Genomic DNA, 18418 nt, shown 5'->3' on the forward strand with positions numbered 1-18418 from the left:
GCGCAAAGGCCCTGTCGACTTCGCCCTTTTCACCGGCCCCGGAACCGTTTCACATTTTCCTGTTCTAGGCGTCGACCCCGAACATGAAATCCCTGACCCTGCGATCGCGAGTCGAGGTCTGCCGCAAGGCATCGGGCGGCCCGTCGAATTCGACGCGGCCATTTTCCATGAACAGGATGCGGCTGGAGACGTCGAGGGCGAATTGCATCTCGTGGGTGACGATCACCATCGTCGTGCCCTCGGCGGCGAGCTGACGGATGACGCGCAGCACTTCGCCGACGGTTTCGGGGTCGAGGGCCGAAGTCGGTTCGTCGAACAGGATGATCGATGGCCGCATGGCCAGCGCGCGGGCGATGGCAACACGCTGCTGCTGGCCGCCGGACAATTGATGCGGATATTTGTTCGCATGCGCGGCCATTCCGACCTTGCGCAGCATGGCCAGCGCCAGCTGGCGGATCTCGGCGTCGCTGCCGAGCCCATGGTAGCGCGGCGCGAGCATGACATTGCCCAACACGCTCTTGTGCGGAAACAGGTTGAAGCTCTGAAAGACCATGCCGATGTCGAGGATGCGTTTGCGGCTTGTCCGCTCCTGCGAACGGTGGGTATCGCGTCTTCCCTGCAGGAAGCGCGCCCCCTGGAGCAGGACCTCGCCGTGATCGAGAGGTTCAAGGCCGTTCAGGCTGCGGATCAGGGTGGATTTCCCTGAACCGGAGGGGCCGATGACCGATACGACCTGGCCGGTGTCGATGCACAAGTTGATATCCTTGAGGACATCGACCATGCCAAAGGATTTCCTGCCGTTCTTCAATTCGATGACCGGCATGTCCCTGCGACTGTCGGCGGCAGGAAGCCAACGCTTGAGATCGAGCATGTCGCCGGTGACCGCGGACATCTCGCCGACATGTCGGGTGACATCGAGATAGCGCTCCAGCTGGCGAAGAAGCACGGTGAAGATGGTCACGATGAAGACGTAGTAGAACGTCACGCCAAGCATCGTCTCCAGCACCTTGAAGTTCTGGGTGTACATGCGCTGCCCTACCAGCAGGATTTCCGACAGCGAGATCACCGAGACGAGCGAGGTCAGCTTGACGATCGATATGTATTCATTGGCGAGCGCCGGAAGAGCGACGCGCAGCGCCTGCGGGATGATGATGAGGCGCTGGATGCCGAAGGCTCCGATCCCCAGTGCCTTGCCGGCTTCCGCCTGGCCTCTTTGCACCGCCATCAGCCCGCCGCGATGGATTTCGGCGATATAGGCGGTTTCGCTCAGGACCATGGCGATCAATCCGGCGAAAAACGGCTTTGACAGGAACGCGCTGGTCGAGGGGAACATCTGCGGCATGTTGTAGGTGAAGATCAGCAACACCAGCAGCGGCACGCTTCGGAACAACCAGATGTAGAGGCCGGCGGCGCGCGCCACCACCATGTTGCTGGAGCGCATGCACAGCGCCAGGCCGAAGCCAAGCACGATGGCGATCAGCCAGCTTAGAAGGCTGAGTTCGACAACCGTCAGCGAAGCGGACCAGAAGTCGCGGCTCCAGAACAGGCCAAGCGTGTAGGACCAATCGAACTGCATGCGTATCCGCCTCTCTTGTATCGCAGCAAGGGTGGAGGGCCGCCGCAACTGGCGACGGCCCTTGCGATTACTCGGACTTGGCCGTGAATGCCGCCTTGATGGCCTCCTGCGACGGTTCGGCGAGATTGTATTTCGTCAGCAGCGGCGCCAATTGGCCGTCTTCCTTGACCTTTTCGAATGCCTGCTTGAGAGCCGCGACCAGGGCATCGTTACCCTTGGCAATGCCGAGGCCCATCACCACCGGAAACAGGATTTCGTCGGAGGTGATGCGCAGGCGGCCACCGGAGGCGTCCACTGTCGCCTTGGCGACGCCGGCATCGTCGAATTCGACATCGACGCCGAGCGCAAGGAGCGCCTGGGCGGCCTCGGCCGAGGTGGCGAATTCCTGAATGGTCATCGGGTTCGCGGCACAGGTCGCGTCGGATACTTTCTTCAACCCGGGAACCCAGGCGGCGCCTTTCAGCGTGCCGACGCGCTTGCCGCAGAGGTCCGCCGGAGCCTTGGGCGAGAAGGCATCGTCCTTGCGAACGACCAGCGATCCCCCGGTGGTGGCATAGGGTACATAGTCGATGACCTCGGCGCGTTCTGGCGTGATGTAGAGGGCCGAAGCGATCAGGTCGAAACGCTTCGCGCGAAGCCCGGAGATGAGGCTTGCAAAGCGGGTATCCTCGAAGCGCAGCTTCAGGCCGAGTTGCGGGGCGATGAGCGCCATGAGATCGGCGTCAAAACCCTTTGCCTCGCCGTTCTCCATGTAGTCGTAGGGCGGATAGACCAGGTCCGAGCCGATAACCAGCGTGCCGGCTTCGATCGTCTGCGGTTCGGCCGCGTGCGCGGCCGGGGTGATCGCCATCAGTGCCGCGACGAATGTTGCCGCGGCCAGGCGCCGCACGAAACGGCCGATCCCATTTGCCAGAGACTTTTTCATTTCAAATTCCCCTTTCTTGTTTGAATAGGGTGAGCGGCTGACCGCGCGATCCATTGCCGCGCGGACCCGTTGCTCACCTTCGGTGTCAGGAAATGACCGGCAACTCTCGCGGTGCCCTTTTGGTCAAAAGCCTTGCCCCTTCAACGGTGATGACCACGTTTTCCTCGTGGACGATCATCTTGCCAGGCGCGTATTCCATCCCAGGTTCGATAGTGAGCACCATGCCCTCGCGAATGACGGTGTTGTCGCCAGGCATGTGAGACGGTGGTTCGGTAAGCTGCAGCCCAAGGCCATGACCAAGGCGGCCGACATTGTTGCCGATCGAGCCGGCGTCCTGGACGATTTTCGCCATGGTCCGCCAGACATCCTCGGTGGTGTTGCCGGGGCGGGCAGCCGTGATCCCGGCCTCGGTTGCGTCCCACACCGCCTCATGGGCACGGCGCGCGGCGTCCGAGACCTTTCCGATCGCATAATTGCGGTCGAAATCGCAGAAATAGCCGTCATAGGTCGAGCCCGTATCGAGGAACAGGATGTCGCCCTCGACCAGGGTGCGGTCATGCGGCCCGCAGACGATCTGCGGCACGCCGCCAGGACCGGAAATCGCCGGCAGGAAGGGCGTTGCGTCGGCGCCGCGCTCGGCAATGTCGATGCGCAGCCTGCGGCAGGCCTCGCGCTCATTGTCGCCAATCCGCACCTTGCCAGGCAGGGCTTCGTAGGCGTCGCTGGCGATCTGGCAGATATGGTGGATATGGGCGACCTCGGCCTCGGTCTTGACCATGCGGATGTCCCAGATGCAGGGCGAGCCGTTGGTGACCTCGACAGGCAGACGCTCGCGCAGCGCGAGAAATTCGATGACCGGCATGCGGATGGTCATTTCCCGGCCAAGTTCGGCGCCGATCCGGCCATGGCGCCGCGGCAGCGCCGAAATCACCCCGGCCAGCAGTGACAGGCCATCGTCGGCCGGCATCGGCGCCGGCCAGGTGCGGATGTCCTTGATCCAGGTCAGCGCCATTTCGGGCGCTCCGATTTCGGGGATGACGGCAATCGGCAGGCCAGTCACGGGAACGACCAGGAACCACGGCCGGGTCGGGCTTTCCCAGAACTGTGAATCGAAGCCGGTGAAATAGCGGATGTTGTGCGGCGTCGTCAGCAGCAGCCCGTCCAGTTGATACTGCGCCATGATGGTCTGCGCGCGTGCCAGCCGCCGTTCGAATTCGGCGGGACTGAAGCCACGTTTGGGGGCGGTGAGGCGAGGGGCCATTTCAGAGTCCTTGTTTGAAGTGTGGTGAGGATGCCGCGGGATCGGCTTCGGCCAGATCGCGGACCAGGCCGGCAAGAAGATTGGCCGCGGCAATGATGTCGTCGTCGTCCGTATGCTCCGCCGGGCTGTGGCTGATCCCGTCGCGGCTTGGCGCGAACAGCATCAGCGTCGGGCAGCGGGCGGCGAGCATCTGCGCATCATGGGACGCACCCGAGACAAGCCGGCGGTACGCAATTCCTCCGCGTTCGGCGAGCGCGCCGGCTCGCGCGACAAGCGCATCGTCGAAACGCACCGGGCTCGATTGCGACATGCGCCGGATCTCGATCGTCACGCCGTGATCGGCTTCCGCCCTGGCGATGGCGAAGCGGAGCTGGTTTTCGGCATTGTCGAGCAGCCGCTCGTCCGGGTCGCGCAGATCGACCGTGAAGACGGCATGTTCGGGTACGCTGTTGATGGAGCCCGATACGATCGACATCGTGCCGGCGGTGGCGACCAGGGGAATCTTCTGGTCGCGGGATCTGCGTGCCAGGTCGGCGACGAGACTGGCCGCGGCAACACCGGCATCGCGGCGCATGGCCATCGGGGTCGTTCCCGCGTGGTTCGCGGCGCCATGGACCTGCACCTCCAGCCACCGGCAGCCCTGCACGCCTTCGACGATGCCGATCGCGACGTTCTCGCTCCAGAGAACCGGTCCCTGCTCGATATGCAATTCGACATAGGCCGAAGGCAATGACGGCGGCGTACCGAACGGCCTGCTTTCAGGCATCCGGCCCAACGCTTCCGTGACCGACTGGCCGTCCGCGTCGGTGGCGGCGAGGGCCTGGGCCAATGCCAGTTCCCCGGTGAAGACCCTCGATCCCATCAGATCGGGCGAAAAGCGCGCGCCTTCCTCATTGGCGAAGGCGGCGACCACGATCGGGCGACGTGGCACGATGCCGGCTTCCGCCAGGGAGAGGAGCGTCTCCAGCCCCGCCAGCACGCCAAGACAGCCGTCGAGATGGCCGGCATTGACGACTGTGTCTATATGCGAGCCGACCATGATTGGCGCGGCGGCGTCGTCGCAACCGCGAAGGGTGCCGAAGATATTGCCAATGGGGTCCACGCAAACCGAAAGACCTGCCTCGCGCATCCATGCCAGGAGAAGTTCGCGTGCTTGCCCGTCCTGCGGCGAGTAGGCGAGGCGCGTGCGCCCGCCCGCGGCCGAATTGCCGATCTGGCCAAGCGCTTCGAGATTGCGCAACAGGCGTCGACCATCGATGAGCGTCGCCTCTTCGCTGCTCGTGGCGGATGACTTTGTGCCGAGTGCGCCCGTCATTTGACGGCATCCGCAGCGACCGGAGTGCCGACGATCGCTTCATATGAGGCGGGATCGGTCGCGGTTTCGGTGTTGATGACGAGCACGCGGCTTTGCGGGCCGAGCCCAAGGGCCTCGCGCTGGACGGCATCGCGGGTCGCGGCGATCAGGCCGGCAAGGCCGGCCGCACCGCTCTCGCCGGCAACGACAAGTGGATCGCCCCCACGCGGCCGTGCCAACATGCGCATGGCCTCCATCGCGGCTTCTTCCGGTATGCTCTGGAACTGGTCCGCGCAGCTGCGCAGAATACGCCAGGCGACGAGCGACGGCTGATAGCATTCCAGCATTGCCATGATCGTCGGTTCGCCCTGGGCGATACGCAGGATCTCGCCGTGCCGGAAGCTTTCCAGCAGGCATGCGGCCCGATCTGGCTCGACGATGATGAATTTCGACCGGGAGGAACCCAGCCTGTCGGTCAGGAAACAGGCGATCGCGGCAGCGAAGCCGCCAACGCCAGCCTGCAGGAAAACATGCGTCGGGCTGCCCTCGCCATAGTCGGCGATCTGTTGCAACGCTTCCTCGGCGAGGATCGTATAGCCCTGCGCGACAAGGCCCGGCGTTTCCTCGTAGCCCGGCCAGGAGGTGTCGGAAACGACCAGCCATCCGCGCTCGTTGCAGACGCGCAGCGCCTCATCGACGGAATCGTCATAGGTGCCGGCGACGCGTACGACCTCGTCGGCGTAAGAACGGATGGCGTCGGTGCGCGCGGCGCTGACGCCGGCATGGATGAAAATGACGGAACGGCAGCCCATCAGCCGGGCGCCGGCGGCGACGGATCGCCCGTGGTTGCCGTCGGTGGCGCAGCCGACCGTCAGTTCGGCGGCAATCTCCCGGGCACGCGGCGTCAGCAATTCCGCGACCGCGACGCTCCGGCCAAGGCGCCGCTCGATGTGCCTGTGGACCAGCCGCATCACCGCATAGGCGCCGCCAAGGGCCTTGAAGCTGCCGAGGCCAAGACGCGCCCCTTCATCCTTGACGAACAGGCAACCGATGCCAAGCCTGCTGGCAAGATCGGGCATCGGCAGGGTCGGCGTGACCGCGAATTCAGGCCACAGGGACAGATAGGGCCGCACCTGTGCGGGGGCGCTGGACCCGAGCATGGCGCGGTCGCCCTCGGTGAGGGGCGGCCGTCGCGGGTCTGTTTCGTTATTCAGCAATGCCATCGTCGTTCTCTCGATTTCGCGAGAAAATTATGCTGGCGTGCCCGGGAAAGGCTCTCTAATTTTGGGTCAATGGTGCAAATCTTTCTTGAGGGCATAGCTCAATGCGCAAAACCGTCTCTGTTTCACTCGATGAGTTCGACCGCAAGATTCTCGACGCCGTCCAGGACGACAATCTCAGCCCGTTGCGCCTGATCGCCGACAAGGTCGGATTGTCGGTGCCGGCGGTGGCCAGGCGACTGCAGCGTCTGCGCGAGACCGGGGTGATCGAGAAAGACATCAGTGTCGTTGACCAGGATCTCGTCGGCCGGCCGCTGACGCTGATCGTGGAGGTGACCTCGGAGAGCGAGCGGCTGGAGCTGCTCGACGCCATGCGCGAGCGCTTCCGGGCCTGCCCGCAAATCCAGCAGTGCTACTACGTGACCGGGCAGGTGGATTTCATGCTGGTCTTCAATGTCCGCGACATGGAGGAATATACGGCGCTGACCCGGCAGATTTTCTTCGAGGGCGGCAATGTCGAGAGTTTTCGCACCTTCGTCGTCATGGACCGTGTCAAGACCGGCATGCGAACGGTGGTTGGGTAGAGGCCTGATCCGCCGCCGCGAAAACGCTGCGACGGATCAGATTCGTTGTGCGTCGCGCCGTGGTCCTATGTTGGGTTGTCGAGCGTGAAGAGGTCGCTCTCCTCGTCATAGGCGAAGTATTCGGCGTAGCGGGCCCAGCTGATCACCGCGCGCACCGTCTGGTCCGCGTATTCCTCGGACATGTGGTCCTCAAGCTCGTCGCGGAAGCGGCGGGCGGGGGCCTTGTGGCCGGCGCGTTCGTCGAGCACGCGGCGGATATGGCCGGCGAGCGGCACATAGGTCGCCAGCTGCTGCGCGAACAGCTGCTTGCGCGCGTCGACCTCGCTTTCGGCGAAGCGCTTGCCGGCTGGCGTCAGCTGGATATCGCCTTCCGCGAGCTCCGCGAAGCGCAGCAGTTGCAGCGTTTCTGCGATCGGGAACAGATCGTCGATCTCGAGCTGCAGGCTGGCGGCGAGCGGCGGCAGGTCGGCGTGCCCGTTGTAGGGCGGCGCGGCGACAGCCTCCATCAGGCCGGCGAGCAGGTTGGTCGAGACGCGCGGCAGGATCATGGCGATGCCGGTACCGGGGAAGACGCCGTCGCGGGCAGGGCCGCCGGGACCCTTCCGGGCCGTCATGCGCGAATAGATGTCCTCGACCAGCGCCCGGAAGGCGGGGTCCAGCCGGTTGCGCGGCTGCGGCAGCTCGATGCGCAGTTCGGCGACGACGCGACCGGGATTGGACGAGAAGATCAGCACGCGGTCGCACATCAGCACGGCTTCCTCGATGTTGTGCGTCACCATCAGTATCGCCTCGATCGGCATGCGGCCTTCCGACCAGAGGTCGAGCAGGTCGGTGCGCAGCGTTTCGGCGGTCAGCACGTCGAGTGCCGAGAACGGCTCGTCCATCAGCAGCACTTTTGGATGCACCACCAGGGCGCGGGCGAGCCCAACGCGCTGGCGCATGCCGCCCGAAAGCTCCTTGGGATAGGCGCTTTCGAAGCCGTCGAGGCCGATCAGGTCGATGGCCGAAAGCGCGCGCTTGCGGCGTTCGGCCGGCGAGACCCCTTGCGCCTCAAGTCCCAGCTCGACATTCTCCAGCACGGTCAGCCAGGGAAACAGCGCAAAGCTCTGGAACACCATGGCAATGCCGTCCGGCGTACCGGTGACGGCCTTGCCCTCGAAGGTGACCGAACCCTGGCTGGGGCGGATGAGGCCGGCAATCGAGCGCAGCAGTGTGGACTTGCCCGAGCCCGAGCGGCCGAGCAGGCCGACGATTTCGCCGCATTCCAGTGAAAGCCCGACATTGTCGAGGACGATCAGTTTGCCCGCGCTTCCCTTGTCGTAGGTCTGGCAGACGCCGCGCACCTCGACGAGCGAGGGGTTCTTGGTGATGATGGCTTCGTTCATGATCAGTCTCCTGAAATGTCGGGTCAGTCGAGCCGCATGCGGCGTTCGGCGAAGACGTAGAGGGGGCGCCACAGGACGCGGTTGAAGAGCGTCACCAGAAGCGACATGACGGCGATGCCGAGGACGACGCGCGGGAAATCCCCCGCATCGGTCGCCTTGGCGATGTATGAGCCGAGGCCGAATGCCTCGAGCTTGGTGTTGCCCCAGCTTGCTACCTCGGCGACGATGGAGGCATTCCACGAACCGCCCGAGGCGGTCAGCGCGCCGGTGATGTAGTAGGGGAAGATGCCCGGCAGCATGACGTTCTTCCACCACGACCAGGACCGTATCTTGAAGACGCCGGCAGCCTCCTTGAGATCGGAAGGGAAGGCACTGGCGCCCGCGATCACGTTGAACAGGATGTACCACTGCGTGCCCAGCACCATCAGCGGTGACAGCCAGATGGTGGGATTGGCCCCGGTGGCGACGATCGCCACGACGGCGAACGGAAACAGCACGTTGGCCGGGAACGCGGCGAGAAACTGCGCCAGCGGCTGGACGCGCTCGGCAACCGCCGGCCGCAGCCCGATCCACACGCCGATCGGCACCCAGATCAGACTTGCGATGGCAATCAGGATGACCACCCGCAGCAACGTGACCAGACCGCCGCTGAAGGCTTCGACGACATCGCTCCAGCCGAGCGTCTCGCGCAGGTAGAATAGCACCTGGGTCGCGCCCCAGATGGCGACCACGATCACCAGCGCCAGCCATAGATAGTCGATGATCCGCGAGATCCGCTGATTGGCGGCCGTCGGCTCCGACGCGGCGCGCGCGCCCCGGCGCAGCCGCAGCATCATGGTCTGCCGCCAGACCCAGGAGAAGGGCAGGGTGAAGGTCCTGACCAGATGGGCACGGCGCAGGATGTCGTAGACCCAGGAACGGGGTTTTTCCTGGCTGGCGGTCTGTTCGAAGCGGAACTTGTCGGCCCAGGCGACGACCGGGCGGAACAGCAGCTGGTCATAGAGCAGGATGAGGATACCCATGGCCAGGACGGCCCAGGCTACGGCTTTGAAGTCCTGCTTGTCGATGGCCAGTGCCAGCCACGAGCCGATGCCGGGCAGCTGCACGGTGGTGTTGCCGACGGTGATGGCCTCGGAGGCGACGACGAAGAACCAGCCGCCGGACATCGACATCATCGTGTTCCAGATGAGGCCGGGGGCCGCGAACGGCGCCTCGAGCCGCCAGAACCGCTGCCAGGCCGACAGGCCGAAGCCACGGCTGACCTCGTCGAGATCGTGCGGCACGGTGCGCAGCGACTGGTAGAATGAGAACGCCATGTTCCAGGCCTGGGCGGTGAAGATCGCGAAGATCGACGCGCATTCGGCGCCGAGCTGGCTGCCGGGGAACAGGCCGAGGAAGAACGTCACCGTGAAGGTCAGGAAGCCCAGCACCGGCACCGACTGGAGGATGTCGAGCGCGGGGATGATGACCATTTCGGCGCGACGGCTCTTGGCCGCCAGCGTCGCCACCGTGAAGGTGAAGATGAGCGAGACGATGATTGCCGCGAACATGCGCAGCGTGGTGCGCAGCGCGTATTCCGGCAAATTGGCGATGTCGAGCGTCACCGGCGAGGTCGAAAGCAGTTCGCTGGGCGCGCGCATGTCGGCCGCGCCACGCGCCAGCAGCACGATCAATGCCGCCAGGATCGCGAATGCGATGAGATCATAGACATTGGGCGCGCTGCGGCGGCGGGCGAGCGCTGCGGCGTCGCTGCGCGAGGAGCTGTTGTGTGGCTGGAAAATCATGATGAGCCCCAAAATCCGGACAATGGATTATCTGTATGTTGGTGTGATGTCGGAAGCCGCCGCTGGCGCGAGGCCAGCAAACGAGTTCCGGAATGATGCCGGGTGTGCGGGAGACCGCGACCTGGGGGTGGGCGCGGCCGGCGCAGGGCTTCCATCGTCGGCGCGGAGCTTCGTCCCGCGCCGACGAAACCGTCAGGCTGCGAGCCGCTGGAACGCGATTCCACGACTGACGCCCTCTTCGGAAACAGGCCTCTGTTCCTGTGTCCAGCGGCATTCCAGCCGGCCACTTACCGACCCGCGGCGCCAGACGCAGACGAGCCGGGTGGGCGGCATGGTGAAGCCGGCTTTGCCTGCCAGGCCTCGCGTTGTTCCAACGGACGGCCGAGCAGTCGAAGCGGAGCGCGTGACAGGGCGCGCGCGGAAGGGGATGACGTTGGTGTTCATGGCTCACCTCTTGCGGTCCGGCACGGACGGCAAGGCGAGCCGGCAGATCGGTTATGCCCTGCCCAGGCTCGACCGGCGCCACATGCCGGAGACGATAGTTGTTGACGGGGCCAATGTCCGGACCGTGCCTGGGGCCGTATCCGGACAGCGACTAGAGTAGCTGTCCATAACCTGTTCGATCTGTGTTGATGCTTCGATCAGCCGAAGCCTCGCCGCCTTACGCCCGTCATTCCGCCGGTGTCAATACGGGCGCCGGAATCTTAAGTATATGCCCGCTGAGTCTAAGCATACGCCGGATTCGGTGGATGTTACGCCGGCAAATCTTACTGTTGCATCGGCCCGAAAAACTGGAATCGGGGAGGCGTGCTAAAGCCCCAGTTGGGCCGCCATCCGGATCAGCTCGGCGAGCGAATTCGCCTGCATCTTTCGCATCGCCTGGGCGCGCCGGACCTTGACCGTTATTTCGCTGACACCGAGCTCGCCGGCGATCTGCTTGTTCAAAAGTCCCTTCACCACCCGGGCCACGACATTGCGTTCGCCTTCATTGAGCGTCGCCAAGCGGTCGCGCAGGATTGTCAACTCGGCCGTCTGCTTACGGATCAGGCGGTCTTTCTCCAGTGCCGCTTCGATGGCATCCAGCAGGTCCTGCTCGCGGAACGGCTTTGCCAGGAAGTCGATAGCGCCGGTCTTCATCGCCTGCACGGACATCGGGATATCGCCATGGCCGGTCATCATGATGACGGGCAGGGCGGCTTCGGACTGGGCGATCTCCTTGTGGAAATCCATGCCGCTCTTGCCCGGCAAGCGGACATCCAGCACCAGGCAGGACGGGATGTCGGGCCTCGGCGCGGCGATGAATTCCTTGACCGAACCGAAGCAGCGCACGTCCAGGCCAACCGATCGCAACAGGCTGTCGAGCGCCTCCCGGATGGCAGGGTCGTCGTCGATAACGAAAACGATCTGTCGGGGCTCGGTCATCTCATCACCGGTTTGGTTTGCGCGTGCTTGATAGCATCACATTGCCCTTGTTGCCTGCAGGCAACGAGAAGGCGAACGTCGCGCCGCCCGGCACGCCGGGCTCAGCCCATATCCGTCCGCCATGGCTCTCGACGATGGAGCGGCTGATCGCCAGCCCCATGCCCAGGCCATCCGGCTTGGTGGTGTAGAAGGCATCGAATATCTGGTCCATCTGGACGCCGTTCAAGCCACGCCCTGAATCGCTGACGGTGACGACGACCTCATTGGATCTGCCGAGGCCGGTGACCACAATCACGTCGCGGGCCTGCGCATCGGAACCGCTCACAGCCTCCAGCGCATTGACGATCAGGTTAAGGATGACCTGCTGGATCTGGACGGCATCAACCTCGACTTGCGGCAGATCGCCCGCGAGCTCCGTGCGCAGCGAAACATGGTTCCTGCTGGTCTCACTTTGCACGAGGGTCAGCGTGTCCTCGACCATCTGGTTGACGTCCGACCAGATGGATTTCGCTGACGTACGTTTGGTCGATGCCCTCAGTCGCGCAATCAGCGCGCTGGCGCGGTTGGCGTCCCTGACGATGCGTTCGGCGGCCTTCCCGGCCTCGTCGAGATTGGCGGGCTGGCCTGCCAGCCAGCGCAGGGCGGCATTGCCGTTGATGACGATCGCCGCCAGCGGCTGGTTGAGTTCATGCGCGATGGACGCCGTCAGTTCACCCAGCACCGTCACGCGGGTGATATGGGCAAGCTGCGTCCGCGCTTCGCGCGCCGTTGCCTCGGCCGCGGCAGTCCGCAGTGCGAGGTAGGCGGTGACACCGATCGCCGCCAGGCTGATGGCGCAGTTGACCACACCCGCCGACATGGACCCGGCCCGTGTCAGGAAGAAGCTCAGCAAGGTCAACGCCATGCATCCAGACGCCACCATCACCACCCGGCTTCGGTCGAGGTAGCGGACGGAAATCAGGACTATGGCAACATAGAAGACCGCTACGGCGATCTCCAGATTGGTGACCGTGTCGGCAAGAAAGATCACCGCGGCCAGCAGGACAAGCGAGACAGTCAGCAGCGTGGAGTTGCCAAGGCCGGGCAAGCGTAATCTTGGAGACATGGATCGCCGACCCTCCTTGCTGATCACGCCGCCATGCGTGAAGGAGCCGGACATTACCGCGCGGCATTTTGGCTGAGCAAGGCGCGAACACTCTGAGCCGAGAGCACTCCATATCCACGTTGCCATTGGCAATCCGCGCGTCCCGTGCAGAAATGGCGAGCATGCGCGAAGTTCTCATCGCAGTGGCGATCTTCGCTTGCCTGGCAGCGGCTTCGCTGGTCAGCTTGGCGGTCTCCAACAGCTTGCCGCCCGAACATCGCAAGAACGATACAAGCCGCGTGGTTCGGCTCCCCGCCACGCTGTTCGTGGTCATGACCGCCATCGTGCTGGGCCTGATGGTCAATTCGGCGAGGAACACCTTTGAATCAATCGATCACAATGTGCGCAGCTATGCAGCGGACATGATCCTTCTCGACCGGGCTTTGCGCCAATACGGCCCGGAAGCCGCGAAGGTCCGCCAACCGCTCGTCGCCTATTTGCGGCGGGTCATAGGCGAGCCATCAGGTGCCGAAATACCGGCAGCCAACAAACTGTCGGAACTTCTGCTCAAGGAGGTCGATACCCGGCTGAGCGCGATAACACCGGTGGATGCCGCGCACGGCTCATTGCTGCAAGATGCTCATCATCGCCTGAAGGAAATGCTGGAACTTCGTCGGGTTCTGGTCGAGCAGTCCGAAGGCTCGATCCCCAGGCTGCTGATCGCGATGCTAGTTGCCTGGCTTGTGCTGATTTTTGCCAGCTTCGGTTTCGGGGCGCCACGAAATGCGATCACCATTTCGACCTTCCTGGTCTCGGCGGCCCTGATTGCCGCGACGTTCTACCTGATCATGGACATGGATATGCCGTTCGCCGGACCGATCCAGATCTCACTGAAGCCATTGGAGAGAGCGCTCGCAGAATTGAAGGGATGAACCGTGCGCGGTGCCATCGCGCCAGCGCGCAGCTCCATCTCGCGATCGGATCACACCGCCGCGACAAACCCGTCCAGCACGCGTTTCTGGCCGGCCTTGTCGAAGTCGATGGTCAGCTTGTTGCCTTCGATGGAGGAGATGTTGCCGTTGCCGAATTTCTGGTGGAAGACGCGGTCGCCGACGCTGAAGGCGGAGGGCTTGTCGGCAACGGATTTGGCGACCAGCTCGCCGTCGATGGTGTGGCCTTTGACGGATGTGCGGCCGGCCCCATAGCCTGAATCGGTTTCGCCATAGCCGATGCGCTCGACCTGGTGGCCGGAGCGCGAGCCCCAGTTGCGGTCGGTCGCCTCGGTGCGGTTCGCTTGCGCGCGCTGCCATCCTGGCGTCGCGTAGGAGTTGGAGAAAGCGCCGGATTTCTCGTTGCCTGCGCCGACATTGTCGAAACGCGAGGCGCCGTAGGGGTTCTGCCGTCCTGCCCCCTGGCTGCCACCCTGGCCGCCGCGTCCAGGCGCAAACGAGCCACCGCCATAGGAATTGCCGTAGCCGCCATAGGAGTTGCCGCTTTCGGCGACCTCGACATGGGCTTCCGGCAGTTCATCGAGGAAGCGCGACGGGATGGTCGACTGCCACAGGCCGTGGATGCGGCGGTTGGAGACGAACCACAGATGCAGGTTCTTCTTGGCGCGGGTCAGGCCGACATAGGCCAGCCGCCGCTCTTCCTCCAGGCCGGAACGGCCGCCTTCATCCAGTGCGCGCTGGTGCGGGAACAGGCCTTCCTCCCAGCCGGGGAGAAAAACAGTCTCGAATTCGAGACCCTTGGCCGAATGCAGCGTCATGATGTTGACGGCGTCGAGCTCGGCATTCTGCTCGGAGTCCATGACCAGCGCGACATGCTCGAGGAAGGAACGCAGCGATTCGTACTCCTCCATGGAGCGGATCAACTCCTTGAGGTTTTCCAGCCGTCCCGGCGCCTCGACCGAGCGGTCGTTCTTCCACATGTCGGTGTAGCCGCTCTCCTCGAGAATGGTCTCGGCGAGTTCGGTGTGCGGCGTGTTTTCCAGCGCCTTCTGCCAGCGCTCGAAATTGGCGGAGACTTCGCGCAGGGCCGCGCGCGGTTTCGGCTTCAACTCGTCGCTCTCGGCGAGTTTGGCGGCGGCCTCCAGCATGGGAATGCGCAGCGCCCGCGCCGTGTCGTGGATCTGGCGGATGGTGGCTTCGCCGAGACCGCGCTTGGGCACATTGACGATACGCTCGAAGGCGAGATCATCGGCGCCTTGGGCGACGACACGGAAGAAGGCCATGGCGTCGCGGATTTCCAGCCGCTCGTAGAAGCGCGGGCCGCCAATGACGCGGTAGTTAAGGCCGAGCGTGACGAAACGATCTTCGAATTCCCGCATCTGGAAGGAGGCGCGGACCAGGATCGCCATGTCGTTGAGATTGTGCTGCTGGCGCTGGTAGCTCTCGATTGTCTCGCCGACGGCGCGGGCTTCCTCTTCGGAATCCCAGGCGGCATGGACATGCACCTTGCCGTCTTCCGGCTCGTCGCGGTCGGTGAACAGCGTCTTGCCGAAGCGGCCCTCATTGTGGGCGATGAGGTGGGAGGCAGCACCCAGTATGTGCGCGGTCGAGCGGTAGTTGCGCTCCAGCCGGATGATGGTGGCGCCGGGAAAATCCTTGTCGAAGCGCAGGATGTTGTCGACCTCGGCCCCGCGCCAGCCATAGATGGACTGGTCATCGTCGCCCACGCAGCAGATGTTTACGGTGGAATGGCGCTGGTTTCCCTCCCCCTTGAGGGGAGGGTGGCCGGGCGAAGCCCGGTCGGGTGGGGTCCGCGCGGCAGTGCTCGACGCGTTTGATGACTGGGCGGTGCCTCCTGCGGCGACCCCCTCCGCCCGCTTCGCGGGCACCTCCCCCTCAAGGGGGGAGGATTGCGGCCGTTGCGCCAGCAGGCGCAGCCACATGTACTGGGCGGTGTTGGTGTCCTGATACTCGTCGACGAGTATGTATTTGAAGCGCTTGTGATATTCCTTCAGCACATCCGGATTGGCGCGGAAGATTCGGATCGGGTGGCACAGAAGATCGCCGAAATCGCAGGCGTTCAGCGTCTTCAGCCGTTCCTGATAAGCCTTGTAGAGTTCGCGGCCCTTGCCGTTGGCAAAGGCGCGGGCGTCGCCCTCGGCAATGTCCACCGGACCTTGCCCCTTGTTCTTCCAGCCGTCGATCATCTGGGCGAACTGCTTGGCCGGCCAGCGCTTGTCGTCGAGACCTTCGGCCTGGATGAGCTGCTTGATCAGACGCACGACGTCGTCGGTGTCGAGAATGGTGAAATCCGACCGCAGGCCGGCGAGCTCGGCGTGCCTGCGTAGCAGCTTGACGCCGATCGAGTGGAAGGTGCCGAGCCAGGGCATGCCCTCCACAGCCTCGCCGACGAGCAGGCCGATACGCTGCTTCATCTCGCGCGCGGCCTTGTTGGTGAAGGTCACGGCGAGGATCTGCGAGGGGAAGGCCCTGCCGGTGGCGAGGATGTGGGCAATGCGGGTGGTCAGCACGCGGGTCTTGCCGGTGCCGGCGCCGGCCAGCACCAGAACCGGGCCTTCGGTGGTTTCCACCGCCAGCCGCTGCTCCGGGTTGAGGCCTTTGAGATAGTCGGGCGCATTGTTGTGGCCGCTACGGGCAGCCATGGCGCGCGCGGCTATGCCCGAAGGGGCCGAGGGGCGCGCATTCGGTTCGTCAAAAAAGGGCATGTCTTCCGAAAAGCCGGACATCGCCCCCGAATGTAGTGATTCGGGAGCGAAAGGCCAGAAGTGTCTACGTTTTGTTCTGGTAAACTGCTGGATATGGCCGTTCAAGCCTTGCGGAAGACGGGTGCGACAAGACTTGGGCCCCAAGCCCGGACTGCTATCTTGGCCTGGGCCGCGCTTGGCGGGCGCGACCGGCGTTGTCGTCGCATTCGGTCAAATGCTGGCGCTGCCCCTCATCCGCCTGCCGGCGTTCGTCATTCGAAAAGCCAAGCAGTTGGCTTTTCGTCCGCTGCGCGGACCACTCCTCAACTCCCCGTATAGTGACGGGGAGAAGGCAGCTGTCGCGATCCTCGGTGCACTTTCCGCAACGCTGGAGATTGGCGAAATCCGAGGTGAGAGTCTGCTTGGCAGGCAGATGAGGGGCAGTGCGAACCTTTAGCCGGCTAGTATTGTGTCGGCCTAGCCGAGCCCGAGCTGGCTCTTGAGGCCGGGCACGGAGCCAAGCACCTGATTGGTCAGGCCCGGGCCGGCGGCTGCCTCGGCCTGTTGAACCAGCGCGGTGCCGGCTTGCTGGATTTGGGACATGTCGAGGCCTGTGCCCTTGAGCGCGGCGAGGCCATTGACCAATGCGCCGGCCTTTTCGCCGAGAACGCCTCCGAGCGCACCCTGCAGCGACGACAGGAAGCCGCCGCCGCTCGCGGGCGCTGCCGCCATGACGTCATATTGGTGAGCGAGGTCATCCGCGCCCGGAATCTTGGCGAAGAAGCTGGAAATGGTCGTGCCTTCCGCCTCATGCTCCATCACCGACAAGATGGTGCCGACGACCTTTTCGGTGGTTGCTTGGTCGAGGCCGGCTTTTTGCGAGACGGTGTTCACAATGTCCTGGACGTTCATGACTTCACCTCAACCTTGGGTTTTCGTGCTAACGGGACGGCGCTGATTGCTGCGCACCTTGACCATGGATTGCCGGCTCGCGTTGGCAGTCGCCGAGCGCAATGCCAGAAGGGCGGCCGCGGCGAGCAAGAATGTGCTGGCGAAGATCGGGAAGGTCATCTGTATTGCTCCTTCTGGTCAGGTGGTGATTGCGCCAGAAGTGGGCACAGCCAACCGAGGTAGTCTCCCTATATATTGGGGCAGTACCATCAAGATTTTTCGCCGATGACTAAAATGTGATGACGGCGCGGGCGCAATCACCTCACGGCGAGGGGCCGGCGACTGCTTGCGGTGTGGCTCAGCCGTGGCTGGACGATGACAACCTCGCCCCTATCTTGCCGGGATCGACGGCATTTTCAGAACCGAGGAGTGCGCCATGACAAAATCCGACGCCACCACGCCCGCAAAGCCCGCCATCACCCAGGCGATGATCGACGCCTATGACGAATACACGCATCTGACGCTCGACCGCCGCCGCTTCATGGACCATGTGACCAGGCTTGCCGGATCGGGCGTGGCAGCGGCCGCCATCGCACCACTGCTGGCGGCGAATTCGGCACAGGCGGCGATCGTCGCCGAGAGCGACCCGCGCGTGAAAGGCGAGGACATCACCTATCCCGGTCGTGGCGGCGAGATGAAAGGCTATCTGGTCCGGCCGGCGGATCAGAGCGGCAAGCTCGGCACGGTCATCGTGGTGCATGAGAACAGGGGTCTCAACCCGCATATACGCGACGTGGCACGGCGCGTGGCGCTGGAAGGGTTCGTGGCACTGGCGCCCGACTTCATGTCGCCGCTCGGCGGCACGCCAGATGACGAGGACAAGGTGCGCGACCTGTTTTCGACGCTCGACCCGGCACAGGTGGCCGCCAATGCCGTGGCAACGGTCGCCTACCTGAAAGGTGACAAGGACGGCAACGGCAAGGTTGGGGCGGTCGGCTTCTGCTGGGGTGGCGGCACGGTCAACATGCTGGCCGTCAATTCACCCGACCTGGCGGCGGCCGTGGCTTATTACGGCATGCAGCCGAAGGCCGAGGACGTGCCGAAGATCAAGGCCGCGTTGTTGCTGCACTACGCCGGTCTGGACACGCGCACCAATGCCGGCATCGATGCCTTCAAGAAAGAACTCGACGCCGCGCATGTCGAATACGCCGTCTATGTCTATGAAGGCGCCAACCATGCCTTCAACAACGACACGTCGGCGGCCCGCTACGACAAGGCGGCGGCCGACCTTGCCTGGGGCCGGACGATCGCCTTCCTCGAGCAGAAGCTGGCGTGAC

The 18418-nt window shown here is 64.0% G+C and carries 16 protein-coding genes; 4 read left to right on the plus strand and 12 right to left on the minus strand.

Going from position 1 to position 18418, the window contains the following annotated elements; all coding sequences use genetic code 11:
- Nucleotides 1–64: 64 nt before the first annotated feature.
- The 5 genes from ABVQ20_RS03765 to ABVQ20_RS03785 all read right to left on the minus strand — a co-directional run bounded on the left by ABVQ20_RS03765 (nucleotide 65) and on the right by ABVQ20_RS03785 (nucleotide 6279).
- Nucleotides 65–1576, minus strand: a complete 1512-nt coding sequence (locus ABVQ20_RS03765) for an amino acid ABC transporter permease/ATP-binding protein (RefSeq protein ID WP_354458154.1) — start codon at nucleotides 1574–1576, stop codon at nucleotides 65–67.
- A gap of 67 nt (nucleotides 1577–1643) precedes the next feature.
- Nucleotides 1644–2501: a transporter substrate-binding domain-containing protein gene (locus ABVQ20_RS03770; protein ID WP_354458155.1), complete on the minus strand. Its 858-nt coding sequence runs from the start codon at nucleotides 2499–2501 to the stop codon at nucleotides 1644–1646.
- A gap of 85 nt (nucleotides 2502–2586) precedes the next feature.
- Nucleotides 2587–3762 carry a M24 family metallopeptidase gene (locus ABVQ20_RS03775; RefSeq protein WP_354458156.1) on the minus strand — a complete coding sequence of 392 codons (1176 nt, stop codon included), beginning with the start codon at nucleotides 3760–3762 and terminating at the stop codon, nucleotides 2587–2589.
- 1 nt (nucleotide 3763) lies between these two features.
- Nucleotides 3764–5077 (minus strand): Zn-dependent hydrolase, encoded by a 1314-nt coding sequence (locus ABVQ20_RS03780; protein WP_354458157.1) that lies wholly within the window; start codon nucleotides 5075–5077, stop codon nucleotides 3764–3766.
- Entirely contained in the window at nucleotides 5074–6279 is a 1206-nt protein-coding gene (locus ABVQ20_RS03785) for a diaminopropionate ammonia-lyase (RefSeq protein WP_354458158.1), read from the minus strand. The genes ABVQ20_RS03780 and ABVQ20_RS03785 overlap by 4 nt, the downstream gene beginning before the upstream one ends.
- 101 nt (nucleotides 6280–6380) lie before the next feature.
- Here ABVQ20_RS03785 and ABVQ20_RS03790 point away from each other — a divergent pair, with 101 nt between their 5' ends.
- Nucleotides 6381–6860: an Lrp/AsnC family transcriptional regulator gene (locus ABVQ20_RS03790; protein WP_354458159.1), complete on the plus strand. Its 480-nt coding sequence runs from the start codon at nucleotides 6381–6383 to the stop codon at nucleotides 6858–6860.
- Nucleotides 6861–6925: 65 nt separating this feature from the next.
- On the opposite strand, the gene ABVQ20_RS03795 is transcribed toward ABVQ20_RS03790, so the two are convergent.
- The 4 genes from ABVQ20_RS03795 to ABVQ20_RS03810 all read right to left on the minus strand — a co-directional run bounded on the left by ABVQ20_RS03795 (nucleotide 6926) and on the right by ABVQ20_RS03810 (nucleotide 12556).
- On the minus strand, nucleotides 6926–8245 hold the full coding sequence (locus ABVQ20_RS03795) for an ABC transporter ATP-binding protein (RefSeq protein WP_354458160.1): 1320 nt from the start codon (nucleotides 8243–8245) through the stop codon (nucleotides 6926–6928).
- A 23-nt stretch (nucleotides 8246–8268) separates the two neighbouring features.
- A complete protein-coding gene (locus tag ABVQ20_RS03800) occupies nucleotides 8269–10029 on the minus strand; it encodes an ABC transporter permease (protein ID WP_354458161.1) in 1761 nt (586 codons plus the stop codon).
- Nucleotides 10030–10839: 810 nt separating this feature from the next.
- A complete protein-coding gene (locus ABVQ20_RS03805; protein ID WP_354458162.1) occupies nucleotides 10840–11451 on the minus strand; it encodes a response regulator transcription factor in 612 nt (203 codons plus the stop codon).
- A 4-nt stretch (nucleotides 11452–11455) separates the two neighbouring features.
- Nucleotides 11456–12556, minus strand: a complete 1101-nt coding sequence (locus ABVQ20_RS03810) for a sensor histidine kinase (RefSeq protein WP_354458163.1) — start codon at nucleotides 12554–12556, stop codon at nucleotides 11456–11458.
- A gap of 68 nt (nucleotides 12557–12624) precedes the next feature.
- Between ABVQ20_RS03810 and ABVQ20_RS03815 the strand changes: the two genes are divergently transcribed.
- Nucleotides 12625–13467 carry a bestrophin-like domain gene (locus ABVQ20_RS03815; protein WP_354458164.1) on the plus strand — a complete coding sequence of 281 codons (843 nt, stop codon included), beginning with the start codon at nucleotides 12625–12627 and terminating at the stop codon, nucleotides 13465–13467.
- 50 nt (nucleotides 13468–13517) lie between these two features.
- Here the strand turns inward: ABVQ20_RS03815 and ABVQ20_RS03820 are convergent, their stop codons facing one another.
- The gene (locus ABVQ20_RS03820) at nucleotides 13518–16232 is read right to left on the minus strand and encodes an ATP-dependent helicase (RefSeq protein WP_354458165.1); all 2715 of its coding nucleotides are present in this window, start codon (nucleotides 16230–16232) and stop codon (nucleotides 13518–13520) included.
- A 154-nt stretch (nucleotides 16233–16386) separates the two neighbouring features.
- On the opposite strand from ABVQ20_RS03820, the gene ABVQ20_RS03825 reads away from it, so the two are divergent.
- The gene (locus ABVQ20_RS03825; RefSeq protein WP_354458166.1) at nucleotides 16387–16647 is read left to right on the plus strand and encodes a hypothetical protein; all 261 of its coding nucleotides are present in this window, start codon (nucleotides 16387–16389) and stop codon (nucleotides 16645–16647) included.
- A 20-nt stretch (nucleotides 16648–16667) separates the two neighbouring features.
- On the opposite strand, the gene ABVQ20_RS03830 is transcribed toward ABVQ20_RS03825, so the two are convergent.
- Nucleotides 16668–17102 carry a hypothetical protein gene (locus ABVQ20_RS03830; protein ID WP_354458167.1) on the minus strand — a complete coding sequence of 145 codons (435 nt, stop codon included), beginning with the start codon at nucleotides 17100–17102 and terminating at the stop codon, nucleotides 16668–16670.
- A gap of 9 nt (nucleotides 17103–17111) precedes the next feature.
- Nucleotides 17112–17261, minus strand: a complete 150-nt coding sequence (locus tag ABVQ20_RS03835) for a hypothetical protein (RefSeq protein WP_354458168.1) — start codon at nucleotides 17259–17261, stop codon at nucleotides 17112–17114.
- A 256-nt stretch (nucleotides 17262–17517) separates the two neighbouring features.
- Between ABVQ20_RS03835 and ABVQ20_RS03840 the strand changes: the two genes are divergently transcribed.
- Complete coding sequence (locus ABVQ20_RS03840) at nucleotides 17518–18417, plus strand: dienelactone hydrolase family protein (RefSeq protein WP_354458169.1); 900 nt, start codon at nucleotides 17518–17520, stop codon at nucleotides 18415–18417.
- Nucleotide 18418: the final 1 nt, after the last annotated feature.

Origin of the sequence: Mesorhizobium shangrilense, assembly GCF_040537815.1 — a bacterium.
Taxonomy (GTDB): domain Bacteria; phylum Pseudomonadota; class Alphaproteobacteria; order Rhizobiales; family Rhizobiaceae; genus Mesorhizobium; species Mesorhizobium shangrilense.

Coding starts and splice junctions, on each gene's coding strand:
- ABVQ20_RS03765 (WP_354458154.1), bottom strand. CDS start 1,576: ATGCAGTTCGATTGGTCCTACACGCTTGGCCTGTTCTGGAGCCGCGAC.
- ABVQ20_RS03770 (WP_354458155.1), bottom strand. CDS start 2,501: ATGAAAAAGTCTCTGGCAAATGGGATCGGCCGTTTCGTGCGGCGCCTG.
- ABVQ20_RS03775 (WP_354458156.1), bottom strand. CDS start 3,762: ATGGCCCCTCGCCTCACCGCCCCCAAACGTGGCTTCAGTCCCGCCGAA.
- ABVQ20_RS03780 (WP_354458157.1), bottom strand. CDS start 5,077: ATGACGGGCGCACTCGGCACAAAGTCATCCGCCACGAGCAGCGAAGAG.
- ABVQ20_RS03785 (WP_354458158.1), bottom strand. CDS start 6,279: ATGGCATTGCTGAATAACGAAACAGACCCGCGACGGCCGCCCCTCACC.
- ABVQ20_RS03790 (WP_354458159.1), top strand. CDS start 6,381: ATGCGCAAAACCGTCTCTGTTTCACTCGATGAGTTCGACCGCAAGATT.
- ABVQ20_RS03795 (WP_354458160.1), bottom strand. CDS start 8,245: ATGAACGAAGCCATCATCACCAAGAACCCCTCGCTCGTCGAGGTGCGC.
- ABVQ20_RS03800 (WP_354458161.1), bottom strand. CDS start 10,029: ATGATTTTCCAGCCACACAACAGCTCCTCGCGCAGCGACGCCGCAGCG.
- ABVQ20_RS03805 (WP_354458162.1), bottom strand. CDS start 11,451: ATGACCGAGCCCCGACAGATCGTTTTCGTTATCGACGACGACCCTGCC.
- ABVQ20_RS03810 (WP_354458163.1), bottom strand. CDS start 12,556: ATGTCTCCAAGATTACGCTTGCCCGGCCTTGGCAACTCCACGCTGCTG.
- ABVQ20_RS03820 (WP_354458165.1), bottom strand. CDS start 16,232: ATGTCCGGCTTTTCGGAAGACATGCCCTTTTTTGACGAACCGAATGCG.
- ABVQ20_RS03830 (WP_354458167.1), bottom strand. CDS start 17,102: ATGAACGTCCAGGACATTGTGAACACCGTCTCGCAAAAAGCCGGCCTC.
- ABVQ20_RS03835 (WP_354458168.1), bottom strand. CDS start 17,261: ATGACCTTCCCGATCTTCGCCAGCACATTCTTGCTCGCCGCGGCCGCC.
- ABVQ20_RS03840 (WP_354458169.1), top strand. CDS start 17,518: ATGACAAAATCCGACGCCACCACGCCCGCAAAGCCCGCCATCACCCAG.